A 13,465-nucleotide genomic window follows, 5' to 3' on the forward strand; every position below is an offset into this window, starting at 1 on the left:
CAAGGATGTCCCCTTAACGGTCGGGCAGCGGACTGCCCGACCGGAACGGCTAGCGGCCGATGAGGGCGTCGATTTCGCCATCGATCTCGCGCATGACGCCGGTGATGCGCTGTACCACCTCCAGACAGCTTGCCGGCGTCAGCGAATCAGGCCGCTTAGCCTCAAAAGGGGCGCACAGTTGTTGTAGCGCAGTAATCCCCAGGATTTGTGCTGAACCGTGCAGACGGTGCAGCGCCCGCAGAAAGGTCTGCGGTTCATGCCGGGCGATAGCCTGTCCGGCGGCCTGTAAATCTGTGGCCGACGCATCGCGGAACGTCTCCAGCATCTCAGCCATCAGCGCCTGGTCTCCCCCCGTATTTTCGGTCAGCACGCTGAGCTTCAGATGCCGGGCGGCGTTAGGTGATGCGTGGCCCACCGCTAAGCGGCTGAGCTCATGGCTCAGCGTCTGAACCGACACTGGCTTAAACAGACACATATTCATGCCGCTGGCCAGACATGCCTCCCGCGACTGCGGCAGCGCGCTGGCGGTCACTCCCCAAATCACCAGGCTCGGGTAGCGTCGGCGTAACGACGCCGCCAGCGCCAGGCCATCTTTCTTCGGCATATTGAGGTCCGTGATCAGCAGATCGTAATGTTTGCCGGCGAGCTTATTCTCCGCTTCTTCACCGTCGCAGGCTTCATCGACACTGTAGCCGATAGTGTTGAGCTGGCGTTTGAGCAACAGCCGGTTGGTGGGGTGGTCGTCCGCTATCAATATCGACAGCCCGGGCAGGGCCTGCGGCCTGACGGGCAATGCCTGTGGCGCGTGAATCGCGCAGCGACTCACCCTGACCGGCAGCGTGATGGTGAAAGTGGTCCCCACGCCCGGACGGCTGACCATCTCCAGCCGGCCCTGCATCAGCGTAACCAGCTCCTGGCAAATGACCAGCCCCAGCCCGGAGCCGGTCTGCTGGCGTCCCTGGCGCGCCTGGGCATAGCGATGAAAGAGGGTGGCCTGCTCTGCTTCACTGATCCCGCAGCCGCTGTCGCTAACGATGAGGGTCAGCTCTCCCTGTGTCTCATCCGCCTGCGCCAGCCGGCAGGAGATCTGAATCGCGCCCTCGGCGGTAAACTTCAGCGCATTGCCGATGAGATTATTGAGAATTTGCCGCAGCGCCTGAGGGTCGACCCACAGCGCGATCCCCTCCTGCAGAGGGAGATGGCTATGCAGCGCGATCCCCTTCTGCAGCGCCAGCGCGCCGAAGGTGTGGCACTGCTGCGACACCACCTGCGCCACATCGCTCCACTGTGGGGTGATCTGGTATTTTCCCGACTCAATCTTGTCGATATCGAGAATATTGCCGATAAGTCCCAGCAGGGTTTGCGCCGTCGACCCCGCCAGCTCGATCGCCTCTTTACGCTGACCGACGTTAAGCTCCGGTTTCGCCAGCAGTTCCAGAAAGCCGACGATGGCGCTCACCGGCGTGCGCAGCTCGTGGCTCATGCTGGCCAGAAAGCGACTCTTGGCTTTTGTCGCCTGAATCGCTTTGTCTTTTTCCCGCTCCAGCGCGCAGGAGAGGGCTTTCTTCTGCGCCAGCTCCTCTTCCAGCCGCTGCTGAGAGTCTTTACGTTTGCGCACTTCCCGGCACAGGGAGAGTCCCCAGCCGAGGCTGATGGCGATCAGCACCAGCGCGAAGGCGATCAGCTGGTAAAACTGGCGGCTGTACTGGCTCCAGTTCTCTATTTGCTGGCTGGAGATTTTCGACCACTTCTCGGTCATCTGCAGAATGTCCCGCGGCGGAATGGCCTGCAGCGCTTTGTTGAGCACGGCGGCCAGCACCGGTTCATCGCGTGGGATCGCCAGCCGAATGGCGGCGACCGGGAGTCCATCGATGCGGGTGTAGTGAAGATCTTGCGGATAGTAGTGATCGATCATATAGCGGGCGGAAAGCTCCGAGGCCACGGCGGCATCCACCTCGCCTTCCTCCACCATCTTCATGGCGACACCAACGTTATCCGTCTCCACCCAGTTAACCTGCGGAAAGCGCGCTTTCAGGTCGTGGGCGGCGATTGGCCCCACTGGCAGGGCGATCCGCGCCGGGCGGGTCAGCAGATGTGGGTCGGGGGCGCTGCCGCGGGCGACCAGCACAAAAGCCACGTTAATCAGCGGGTCGCTGAGGGTGACGTAGGCCTGCGGCTGTGGGGTCAGAGTCGCGGCGGGCATGATCGCCCAGTCCTCTTTTTCCATCCGCTTTGCCAGATCCTGACGGTTGCGCACCAGGATGGGGTCAAACTGCAGCCCGGTCTGTAGCGAGAAAATATTCAGCATATCGGCCATAATGCCGCGCAGCTCGTCCTCGTCATCCACCAGAGTAAAAGGCGGAAAGTAGGGGTTGACCAGCAGGCGGACGCGACGATGCTTCCGCAGCCAGCGCTGCTCTTCGGCGCTAAAGGATAGCGGCGTATTGAGAAATGACAGATCGCCGCGGTTGAGCCAGTTTTGCATGATCCGCATCGCGGTATCGCTGTCGATAGCGTGGATAAAACGGTCAAGGAGCTGGTGCAGCGCCGGTCGATCCTCGTGGGTGACAAAGCGGTTGTGTTGCTCCTGCTGACGAAAATAGTGTGCGATGACCAGCGATTGCGAGAAATATTTCGAGATGCAGTGGCCGGTGGTGATGTTGTTGCCGATGAAATACTGATTCTCGCCGCTGACCACCGAGGCGAGAGCCTGATAGTCGCTATCGTAAAGGGTGATTTTGGCGTTGGGAAACGCCTGCTGAATGATATCGAAAAAGGCGCAATCGCGGGTGCAGGCCAGCGTGACGCGGCGGTCGGTGGTCAGCGGCGGCAGGGGGGATTTTAGCGAGGTGACCAGCGTCGGCCAGGTTTTGATCAGCGGTGCGGTGTGCGTCAGTCCCGGCGCGAGCGCATCCCGGTGCGCCACCTGAGTGAGCAGGGTATCGACCTGGCGGTCGGCCAGGGCGGCCAGCGCCTGCTGCTCGGTGTCATATTGGCGGATAACCACCTTCAGCCCGAGGCTGTGCGCCATCAGCGCCAGATAGTCGGCGTTAATCCCCTGATAGCTTTCTTCGTCGCTGTCGTAGACGATGGGCGTCATCTCAGGGAGCCAGGTGCCGACGGTCAGCGTTGGCTGGGCGGCCAGCCAGGCCTTTGCCTTATCGTTGAGCGGAATATCGATCGCCGCAATGTGGGCATGGCTTTTCAGCTCCAGTTGCTTCATGGCAAACGCGGAGGGAGAGAGACTCAGCGCCAGCCCGACAATCAGGGATAAAATAAGACGAACGACCATGCCATCACCCTATTTTATTGCGTTGCGCAAAGTCATAAAGCTCAAGCAGGGAGCTGCAGCCTAATTTATCCATCAGACGGACCTTATAGGTGCTTACCGTCTTATTGCTGATATTCATTTTGCCACCGATGGTGGTGTAGTCGATGCCGCTGAGAATATAGCGGAAGACCTTCATCTCCTGCGTTGACAGCGTATCCAGTCGGTCCTGATCGGTGATGCCGTGGGTGCAGAAGCGCTCCAGTGAAAAAGGGAAATAGCTGTAGCCATTATTGGCCGCGTCGATCGCGGCGAGGATATGATTCATCCCCTCTTTTTTACTCACAAAACCATTGGCCCCGCAGTCGGCGCTACGTTTGCCGTAAAACAGTTCATTCTTGGCGGAAATGACGATGATTTTTCCCCGGTAGCGGCGTTTTCGCAGCTGCTCCAGAACGTCTATGCCGCTGAGTTCCGGAATATCAACGTCGACGATCAGCAGGTCAGGCTGCATGGTTTCGGCGGTCTGTACCGCATGGGCGCCGCTGTCGAGTTCCGCTGCGACGGTAATGCCGTTGCTGTCGAGAAGGTTGCGAATGGCGATACGTGCCAATGGATGATCGTCAATGATTATCGCATTCATGGGGGCGTAAATCCTGATATGAAAAAAGAGGGCGATGCCTGATGCAGGTGCGGCGGGGGTTATTTTTATCGGTGCCGTAATAAGGCGCAATTGTAACACAAATCGTTTTCGGCCGGGAAAATATTGTGGATGTGTGCCTGCCGAATATATTTGCATATCGGGATGACAGCTGTAGGAAAAGGCGTTCGCTTGCTTCAGCGCTGTCTGCTGTTAAAAAAAATGCAAACGATTAATCTGCGCTTTTTAAGGTGAGGTGCCGGGAATATCGTCCGGTGACAGCTGGCAGGTAAAATAATAACAATGGTAAAAGCAAAGTGCTCCCTCTGGCGAAAATGGGCTTGGAAACGTCTGATGGCAGGAATAATCGTCCTGGCAATAAGTAACGCCGCGGTGGGAAAGGACGTGACGACCACTGAGGCGCGGACGCGCGATATGATGCGCTGTCAGGATTATCTGCAGCTGGATCCGCGCACCTGGACGCCGATGGTGATCTGGCTGATGAACGATCCTTTTTCCCTGCAGCCGCCGGAGTGGACCGACTTCCATGAAGCCGAGCTGGTGCTGACGCCGATCCTCACCGAAATCTGCCGTCAGGAGCCAGATGCCTGGCTGACTTCGCTGCGGGAACGGCTCAATTCTTATCAGCAGGTGCGGTCGCTGAACTAAGCGACCGCGGTAAAGCGGCAGAAAAAGTGACTAAACGTGCAGTTAGCGGCCAATTTCTGCGCCGAAGATCAGCAGCGGCCCGCTTTTTTCGACAGGGCGTCGCAGGTTTTGCTCGCTGGCGTCGGGTTGGCGCCGGCACAGATGGCATCCGAGACGGTGCTACTGCCGCCCAGCGGGATCAGTCCATACAGTTTCGGCTCGGCGGCTTTAGTCACATAGCAGCGATGGCGGGTGTTGCCGATGGTCGCCACAAAGTTGGTTTTCACATCCTGCTGCTTCGCATCGGAAATGGTCACCTGCGAAACATCGACATTAAAGGCAAAAGCGGCGGCTTCTTTCATTTCGCTTTCCGTCGCCATCGGTGGTTTAGCTACGCAACCCGTTAATAACAGTGCCAGACAGGTACTGACTGATATATCCCGTATTTTCATATTTTCATCCTTTTGTGTGAGTCAGCGGGTTGTATATATGAGCGACGGGAGGGGGGTGTTGATTTTGATCAGCTGGTAAAGGGAAGGGGTATTTTTCGGAAATTGGCCTGAATTGTTAAAGTTATCGTGAGCAGTATGAATTCCAGCGTTGCGGGAATGAAAGGTGTTTTATGCCGACCTTGCGTAGTAAGACAGAGTAAACAGGAACGCGGCAATGATGGACTGGCTTCGGGAGATGGACAACGCAGATGGCCTGCGCAAACTTTTGCCAGGATAGAGCACTGTCTATTTTAGCGTAAGCGTAAATTTTCCTTTTCGCGATAACGGATTGTTTTATCCTCTTAGCGGAATGGCAAGAAAATGCTGACCACGCGCATTGCTCAACGGCTTATGTTGCCATTTTATCGCTATTCTAAAATTTAGAAACAAAAAAGCCACTCTTTCGAGTGGCCTAACTATATGTATTTACTGCTAAAATTTGGTGGCCCCTGTTGGGTTTGAACCAACGACCAAGCGATTATGAGTCGCCTGCTCTAACCACTGAGCTAAGGGGCCGTGGCGAGGGATTATAAAGTAACTGACGGTTGCAATCCAGCGTAAAGCGCGCAGCTGCTGTTTTTATAAACAATGCATTTTCAATCCTTTATAATCATGTTTTAGCCATACAGCCGGAGAAAACATGATTAGCGATATCCTTGCGCCGGGCCTGCGCGTCGTCTTTTGCGGTATCAACCCGGGGAAGTCTTCCGCCCATACCGGCTTTCATTTTGCCCATCCTGGCAACCGCTTCTGGAAGGTCATCCATCAGGCCGGCTTTACCGATCGGCAGCTCAGGCCGGAAGAGGAGCTGCAGCTGCTGGATACGCGCTGCGGCATCACCATGCTGGTTGAGCGTCCGACGGTGCAGGCCAGCGAGGTCGCCCTGCAGGAGCTGCGCAGCGGCGGCCGTGAGCTGGTGAAGAAGATTGAGGAGTATCAGCCGCAGGCGCTGGCGGTGCTCGGCAAGCAGGCCTTCGAGCTGGCCTTTAACCAGCGCGGGGCGAAGTGGGGGAAACAGGCGATGACCATTGGCACGACCCAGGTGTGGGTGCTGCCCAATCCCAGCGGTTTAAACCGGGCGACGCTCGATAAGCTGGTGGCGGCCTATCGTGAACTGGATGATGCCCTGGCGACCCGCGGTCAGTAGCGGAGAGCGGCGGCTTTCCCCGAGCGGCCAGCGAAACGCCATAAAAAAAGCTCCCTGCAGGGAGCTTTTTAACCGGCTGTGGACGCTGTCCCGCGACGATTAATCGTCGAGGAAGCTACGTAGCACTTCAGAACGGCTCGGGTGGCGCAGTTTACGCAGCGCCTTCGCTTCGATCTGACGGATACGTTCGCGAGTAACGTCGAACTGTTTACCCACTTCTTCCAGCGTGTGGTCGGTGTTCATGTCGATACCGAAACGCATACGCAGGACTTTCGCTTCACGAGCGGTAAGGCCGGCCAGCACGTCGTGCGTTGCCGCACGCAGGCTCTCGGTGGTCGCGGAATCCAGCGGCAGCTCGAGGGTGGTATCCTCGATGAAATCCCCCAGATGCGAATCTTCATCGTCGCCGATCGGCGTTTCCATGGAGATAGGCTCTTTGGCGATCTTCAGCACTTTACGGATTTTGTCTTCCGGCATCAGCATGCGCTCAGCCAGCTCTTCCGGGGTCGGTTCACGGCCCATCTCCTGCAGCATCTGACGGGAGATACGGTTGAGCTTGTTAATGGTCTCAATCATATGCACCGGAATACGGATGGTGCGCGCCTGATCCGCGATGGAGCGGGTGATCGCCTGACGGATCCACCAGGTAGCGTAGGTCGAGAACTTGTAGCCGCGACGGTATTCGAACTTATCCACCGCTTTCATCAGACCGATGTTGCCTTCCTGAATCAGGTCGAGGAACTGCAGACCGCGGTTGGTGTATTTCTTGGCGATAGAGATAACCAGACGCAGGTTCGCTTCCACCATCTCTTTCTTCGCACGGCGGGCTTTCGCTTCACCGATGGACATGCGACGGTTGATATCCTTCACCTGCTCGATGGTCAGGCCGGTCTCTTCTTCGATCTGCTGCAGCTTCTGCAGGCCGCGCTGCACGTCTTCTTTCACTTCCAGCAGCTTCTCGGACCACGGCTTGTTCATCGCCACCGCGGCGTTGAACCAGGTTTCGCTGGTTTCGTTGCCGGTGAACAGGGTGATGAAGTTTTTCTTCGGCATTTTGCACTGCTCAACGCACAGCTTCATGATGATACGTTCCTGAGTACGAACGCGATCCATCATGCTACGCATGCTGTTGACCAGGTAATCGAACTGCTTCGGCACCAGGCGGAACTGCTTGAAGACTTCAGACAGCTTCAGGATCTCTTCCTGGGCGGCGGCATGGCTACGACCTTTGGCTTTGATAGTGTCGCGGGTCAGCTCGTACTGGGTACGCAGCTCGGCGAACTTCTCACGGGCCAGCTCAGGGTCGATGCTGTTGTCGTCATCGCTGTTGTCGTCGGCGTCTTCATCTTCGTCTTCGTCTTCGTCGTCATCCATCTCTTCCTGAGACAGCTCGGAGCCAACGTGGGTGGCGGTCGGCGCCATATCTTCTTCGGCGTTCGGATCGACGAAACCGGTGATCAGATCGGACAGACGGGCTTCTTCCGCTTCCACGCGGTCGTACTGCTCAAGCAGGTAGGTGATCGCTTCCGGGTATTCGGCAACGGAGCACTGCACCTGGTTGATGCCGTCTTCAATGCGTTTGGCGATGTCGATTTCGCCTTCACGGGTCAGCAGCTCTACGGTACCCATTTCACGCATGTACATGCGCACCGGGTCGGTCGTACGCCCGATTTCGGATTCCACGCTGGAGAGCACCTGCGCGGCGGCTTCGGCAGCATCTTCATCCGCGGTGTTTTCGGCAAGCATCAGATCATCGGCATCCGGTGCTTCTTCCATCACCTGAATGCCCATGTCGTTGATCATTTGGATGATGTCTTCGATCTGATCGGAATCGACGATATCTTCCGGCAGATGGTCATTGACCTCGGCATAGGTCAGATAGCCTTGCTCCTTACCACGTTGGACAAGAAGCTTCAGCTGTGACTGCGGGTTTTGCTCCATAAGACGGTATCCACACTTAATTCGTTTGATTGGTGTCGGCAGGCGGGCTGTCGACATTTAAAGCGAGGGCGTACTTATATTATTGCCGCTGCGCCTCTGCGCGGCTGTCGGGGGCTTCCCGATCGATACTCGGCACTTAAGCCGTTAAATACGGTGTCCTTCACGTTGCTCTGCGTTCTGCTGCTGCATCAATGCAACGTGAATGACTGAGTCTGTCATTTATTTTTTCGCCAGCTCCTGGCTGATGGTCCAGAGCTCCCGGCGTTCCTCACTGCTTAAACCGTGTGTGCGATCGCGAGCAATCAACTCTTCCTGTCGCAGTTCCAGCAGTGAATCAAACATATGGTTGAGCGAGTCGGTGAAGGTTTGTTCAGCGATATCTTTATCTGCTATATCGTCCCACATCGACAGTTTTTCAAGGGTTGCGGCCTCTTTTGTGCCGCGATATTGCTCTAAAAGTTGCCCGGTTGTCAGACCAGGCTGCGCCAGACAGCTCTTCACCAGCTCGCCGAACAGGCTCAGCCCCGGCATTTTGCGCGAGTCCAGCCCCTCCAGCGGTGGGACTAACGGCGCCAGATCCGGGTTTTGCACCAGCAGTCCTATTAGTATACGCATGGTCGTGCGTTTTAGCTGTGGTGCGGGGCGCGGGGCGCCATTTTCCGCCTGTTTTGGCATTAAACGTTCAAGCTGGGCGTCATCTAAAATGCCCAGCTTGTTGCCCAGCTCCTGACGCAAATAGATGCGCAGGGTTTCGCCCGGCACCTGGGTTATCAGTGGCAGCGCCAGCGTGCTCAGCTGCGCGCGCCCGTCCGGCGTGCTCAGGTCGACCTGCGGCAGCAGGCTGTTAAACAAGAACGTGGAGAGCGGCTGAGCCTGCTCCATCCGCGCCTCGAACGCCGCTTTGCCCTCTTTACGCACCAGCGTATCCGGGTCTTCGCCGTCAGGCAGAAACATAAAACGCAGCTGGCGACCATCGGTCATGTACGGCAGCGCCGTCTCCAGCGCGCGCCAGGCGGCATCGCGGCCGGCCCGGTCGCCGTCGTAGCAGCAGATGACGTTATTGGTCACCCGGAACAGCAGCTGGATATGATCGGCCGTGGTCGAGGTACCCAGCGAGGCGACAGCATAATTGATGTCGTACTGCGCCAGCGCCACGACGTCCATATAGCCTTCGACAACCAGCAAACGCGGTGGTTCGGGGTTGTCCTGCTGCGCTTCATACAGGCCATATAGCTGACGGCCTTTATGGAATATGTCGGTTTCCGGGGAGTTGAGATACTTCGGCAGGGCATCGCCCAGCACCCGTCCGCCAAACCCAATCACCCGGCCTCGCTTATCGCGGATGGGGAACATCACCCGTTCGCGGAAGCGGTCGTAACTGCGTCCCTGATCGTTGGTGACCAGCATGCCGGCATCAATAAGCGACTGGCGGTTTTCCTGATTGCCGCCAAAACGTTTTAAAATGTTATCCCAACCTGGGGGAGCATAGCCGATGGCAAAGCGCGTAATCACCTCGCTGCTTAACCCCCGTTTTGCCAGGTACTGGCGCGCAGGGTCTGCGGCGGGCTGCATCAGAGACTGTTGATAAAACGTATTCAGACCATCCAGTAACTGGTAGAGATTCTGCCGTTGATGGCGCTCTATCTGGCTGGGTCCGTTGCCTGCTTCATAAGGCACTTCGAGGTTGTGCATGGCGGCCAGCTCTTCGACCGTTTCCACGAACTCGAGCTTGTCGTAGTTCATCAGGAAATCGATAGCATTGCCGTGCGCCCCGCAGCCGAAGCAGTGGTAAAACTGTTTTTCACCGTTGACGGTGAAAGAGGGGGTTTTTTCGTTATGGAACGGACAGCACGCGTGAAAATTTTTGCCCTGCTTTTTCAGCTTTATCCGCGCATCGATCAGATCGACGATGTCGGTTCTGGCAAGCAGATCGCTAATAAATACACGTGGAATTCGTCCAGCCATAAGCCCCGTTATTTCTGATGACTATAAACGAAAATAAGCCGCGCATTCCTTTCGGAAGCACGGCCTTACAACTACAACTCGGTCTGAATTGAGAGCGTCGCTCTCAACAGATTAGTACAGACGAGTACGGCGTGCGTTTTCGCGAGCCAGTTTCTTCGCGTGACGTTTCACTGCAGAAGCTTTAGCGCGCTTACGTTCGGTAGTCGGTTTTTCATAGAACTCACGACGACGAACTTCCGCCAGAACACCTGCTTTTTCGCAGGAACGCTTGAAGCGACGCAGAGCTACGTCGAACGGCTCGTTTTCACGTACTTTAATTACCGGCATGTGCCTCTCACCTTTGATTAATTCGGTTTGCCGCTGGCCGCAATGCCAGCTTATTTCAAAATGGTGCGGAATTTTACTGCAACTACTGCTGCTTTGTAAAGCACCTGCGCCTTTTTTGAAAGGGACTTTTATAAGGGTGAGGAGTATACACGAAGAGAACACCAGGGGTGAGCAAAGTTTTACATCGCCGGTCATTGGACCTACACTGCGCGGTATTGAAGCGAGGTAAAACAACTCATGCGTGTACTGGGCATTGAAACATCCTGCGATGAAACCGGCATCGCGATTTATGACGACCAGCAAGGTCTGTTAGCCAACCAATTGTATAGTCAGGTGAAACTGCATGCGGACTACGGCGGCGTGGTGCCGGAGCTGGCATCGCGCGACCACGTGCGCAAAACGGTGCCGCTGATCCAGGCGGCGCTGAAAGAGGCCGGCCTGACGGCGAAAGATATCGACGCCGTCGCCTATACGGCGGGTCCTGGCCTGGTCGGCGCGCTGCTGGTCGGGGCGACCGTTGGCCGGTCGCTGGCCTTCGCCTGGAACGTGCCGGCGATCCCGGTACACCATATGGAAGGGCACCTGCTGGCGCCGATGCTGGAAGATAACCCGCCGGCGTTCCCGTTCGTCGCGCTGCTGGTTTCCGGCGGCCATACGCAGCTGATCAGCGTCACCGGTATCGGCCAGTACGAACTGCTGGGCGAGTCGATTGACGATGCGGCGGGCGAAGCCTTTGATAAAACCGCGAAACTGCTGGGGCTGGATTATCCCGGCGGGCCGATGCTGTCGAAAATGGCGTCCCAGGGTACTGAAGGCCGCTTCGTCTTCCCGCGTCCGATGACCGACCGTCCGGGGCTGGACTTCAGCTTCTCCGGACTGAAGACCTTCGCCGCCAACACCATTCGCAGCAACGGCGACGATGAACAAACCCGCGCCGACATCGCCCGCGCGTTTGAGGATGCGGTTGTCGATACGCTGATGATTAAATGTCGCCGCGCGCTGGAGCAAACCGGCTTTAAGCGTCTGGTGATGGCGGGAGGCGTGAGCGCCAACCGCACCCTGCGGGCGAAGCTGGCGGAGATGATGCAAAAACGCGGCGGTGAGGTATTCTACGCCCGCCCTGAGTTCTGTACCGATAACGGCGCGATGATCGCCTACGCCGGCATGGTGCGTCTGCAAACCGGCGCCAAAGCTGAGCTCGGCGTGACGGTCCGCCCGCGCTGGCCGCTGGCCGAACTACCTGCCGCCTAAAGCGTCCTGAAACAGGCCGACGTCACGTCGGCCTGCCTACCTGACTACTCCATACTTTTACACAGTGAGCAGATGGCACCCTGATGCTTATGCGAATGCATCACGTCCGGGCGCTCGTACTCTTCCTCACAGCTAACGCATTGATACACGCTGGTCGAGGCGTTCCCCGCCGCGTCATAGCGCGGTTCGGCGATCCCGTCATCCACCTGCTTAATATAGTAGCGCCCGCGGGTGAGGATCCCCATCAGCGGGGTCATGACAAAGGCGACGACCAACGCGATCAGCGGCGAGAACGGCGCCAACGTCGTCCCCAGCAGGCCGAAGAAAGCGCAGATCGACAGCCCGGCGGCCAGGCCAAAGGAAACCACGCCCACCGGGTTAACGTTGTAGATCATGCCGCGACGATATTCCGGCTGCGCCGGGGCCAGCTTGAGCAAGCCTTTATTAAAGGTGATGTCGGTCGCCACCACCACGACCCAGGCGATAGCGAAGTTGGAGTAAAAGCCGAGGATCCACGACAGGGCGCTGAACATATCGCCTTCCATCAGCGCCAGGGCAATCGCCAGATTGACCACCACAAAAATAATCCGCCCCGGATAGCGTTTGGTGGTGCGGGTCCAGGCGCTGGTCCACGCCAACGAGCCGGAGTAGGCATTGGTGACGTTAATTTTGATCTGCGAGATCACCACCAGCACCACCGCCAGCGTCAGGGCCAGCCAGCCGGGCACCAGATTATCGAAGACGCTGACGAACTGCTGCACCGGTTCGGTATTGTGCACCGCCGGAAAACGGGTCAACAGATAGAAGCCGAGGAAGGCGCCGATGATCTGTTTGATCGCGCCTAGCACCACCCAGCCCGGTCCGGCGGAAAAGACCGCCAGCCACCAGCTTTTACGGTTCTCCGTGGTTTTAGGCGGCATAAAGCGCAGGTAATCAATTTGCTCGCCAATCTGCATGATCAGCGACAGGCATACCCCGGCGCCGAGCATGATGGCGGTGATATCCACCGTCGACGCGCTGTTTTTACCGGCGAAATGCAGGAAGCCGTCCACCAGCTGCGGATCTTTGACAATCAGCCACACCACCGGCACCACCATCAGCACCAGCCACAGCGGAGTGGTCCACACCTGCAGGCGGGTCAGGGCTTTCATGCCATAGACCACCAGCGGGAGCACCATCAGGGTGGCGATCAGATACCCCATCCACAGCGGGATCCCGAGGCCCACCAGCAGCCCCTGGGCCATGATCGAGCCTTCGAGGGCGAAGAAGATAAAGGTGAAGCCGGCAAAAATAATGCTGGTGATCACCGAGCCGAAATAGCCGAAGCCGGCGCTGCGGGTGATCAGGTCAAGGTCAATGTTGTAGCGCGCGGCGGTGATCGCCAGCGGAATGCCGGTGAGGAAGATCACCAGCGCCGCCACCAGGATCGAATAGATGGCGTTGCTGGTGCCCCAGGCCATACCGATGCTGGCGCCGATGGAAAAGTCCGCCAGATAGGCGATGCCGCCCAGCGCCGTGACCGCGACGACGCCCGGTCCCCAGCGGCGGAAGCTCAGCGGGGCGTAACGTAAGGTGTAATCTTCTAAGGTTTCCCGGGAGCCGGAAGTCCGCGCGGTCGCGGGTAATTCAGGGTTGAGATCCAGTGATGACATAGTCATTCCTTAATGGTTAGGCATGACTTGAATTAGCAAACCTTATGCCATATTGCAGGGCAGGCGTGGCGGGGAGGGGAGCGCAGGGTGATAGAAGAGAGGGCAGGGGCTGCACCATCCGGACGCGCTTGCGCC

The 13,465-nt window shown here is 57.5% G+C and carries 10 protein-coding genes and 1 tRNA gene; 3 read left to right on the forward strand and 8 right to left on the reverse strand.

Annotated features, from left to right (window positions below):
- Positions 1 to 49: 49 nt before the first annotated feature.
- Both KHQ24_RS15635 and evgA read right to left on the reverse strand, forming a co-directional pair.
- Complete coding sequence (locus KHQ24_RS15635; RefSeq protein WP_211777349.1) at positions 50 to 3,292, reverse strand: ATP-binding protein; 3,243 nt, start codon at positions 3,290 to 3,292, stop codon at positions 50 to 52.
- A gap of 4 nt (positions 3,293 to 3,296) precedes the next feature.
- A complete protein-coding gene (gene evgA / locus KHQ24_RS15640) occupies positions 3,297 to 3,911 on the reverse strand; it encodes an acid-sensing system DNA-binding response regulator EvgA (RefSeq protein WP_119621002.1) in 615 nt (204 codons plus the stop codon).
- Positions 3,912 to 4,211: 300 nt separating this feature from the next.
- On the opposite strand from evgA, the gene KHQ24_RS15645 reads away from it, so the two are divergent.
- Positions 4,212 to 4,577, forward strand: coding sequence for an HdeA/HdeB family chaperone (locus tag KHQ24_RS15645; RefSeq protein ID WP_162994615.1), 366 nt, complete (start codon positions 4,212 to 4,214; stop codon positions 4,575 to 4,577).
- 68 nt (positions 4,578 to 4,645) lie between these two features.
- Here KHQ24_RS15645 and KHQ24_RS15650 read toward each other — a convergent pair whose 3' ends face one another.
- Together KHQ24_RS15650 and KHQ24_RS15655 are read right to left on the reverse strand one after the other, a co-directional pair.
- Positions 4,646 to 4,918 carry a hypothetical protein gene (locus KHQ24_RS15650; RefSeq protein ID WP_004205279.1) on the reverse strand — a complete coding sequence of 91 codons (273 nt, stop codon included), beginning with the start codon at positions 4,916 to 4,918 and terminating at the stop codon, positions 4,646 to 4,648.
- A gap of 569 nt (positions 4,919 to 5,487) precedes the next feature.
- Positions 5,488 to 5,563: transfer RNA gene (locus KHQ24_RS15655), tRNA-Ile, on the reverse strand.
- Positions 5,564 to 5,687: 124 nt separating this feature from the next.
- Here KHQ24_RS15655 and mug point away from each other — a divergent pair.
- Positions 5,688 to 6,194 carry a G/U mismatch-specific DNA glycosylase gene (gene mug / locus KHQ24_RS15660; protein WP_004205266.1) on the forward strand — a complete coding sequence of 169 codons (507 nt, stop codon included), beginning with the start codon at positions 5,688 to 5,690 and terminating at the stop codon, positions 6,192 to 6,194.
- Between the two features lie 99 nt (positions 6,195 to 6,293).
- On the opposite strand, the gene rpoD is transcribed toward mug, so the two are convergent.
- The 3 genes from rpoD to rpsU form a co-directional block, all read right to left on the reverse strand.
- Complete coding sequence (rpoD, locus tag KHQ24_RS15665) at positions 6,294 to 8,135, reverse strand: RNA polymerase sigma factor RpoD (protein WP_004174339.1); 1,842 nt, start codon at positions 8,133 to 8,135, stop codon at positions 6,294 to 6,296.
- Positions 8,136 to 8,354: 219 nt separating this feature from the next.
- A complete protein-coding gene (dnaG, locus tag KHQ24_RS15670; protein ID WP_211777350.1) occupies positions 8,355 to 10,100 on the reverse strand; it encodes a DNA primase in 1,746 nt (581 codons plus the stop codon).
- A gap of 111 nt (positions 10,101 to 10,211) precedes the next feature.
- Positions 10,212 to 10,427: a 30S ribosomal protein S21 gene (gene rpsU / locus KHQ24_RS15675; protein ID WP_001144069.1), complete on the reverse strand. Its 216-nt coding sequence runs from the start codon at positions 10,425 to 10,427 to the stop codon at positions 10,212 to 10,214.
- Positions 10,428 to 10,664: 237 nt separating this feature from the next.
- Here rpsU and tsaD point away from each other — a divergent pair, with 237 nt between their 5' ends.
- Complete coding sequence (tsaD, locus tag KHQ24_RS15680) at positions 10,665 to 11,678, forward strand: tRNA (adenosine(37)-N6)-threonylcarbamoyltransferase complex transferase subunit TsaD (RefSeq protein ID WP_002916879.1); 1,014 nt, start codon at positions 10,665 to 10,667, stop codon at positions 11,676 to 11,678.
- A gap of 44 nt (positions 11,679 to 11,722) precedes the next feature.
- On the opposite strand, the gene KHQ24_RS15685 is transcribed toward tsaD, so the two are convergent.
- Positions 11,723 to 13,330, reverse strand: a complete 1,608-nt coding sequence (locus KHQ24_RS15685) for a purine-cytosine permease family protein (protein WP_211777351.1) — start codon at positions 13,328 to 13,330, stop codon at positions 11,723 to 11,725.
- Positions 13,331 to 13,465: the final 135 nt, after the last annotated feature.

It is taken from the genome of Klebsiella sp. 54 (genome assembly GCF_018223875.1).
GTDB classification, from domain to species: domain Bacteria; phylum Pseudomonadota; class Gammaproteobacteria; order Enterobacterales; family Enterobacteriaceae; genus Klebsiella; species Klebsiella quasipneumoniae.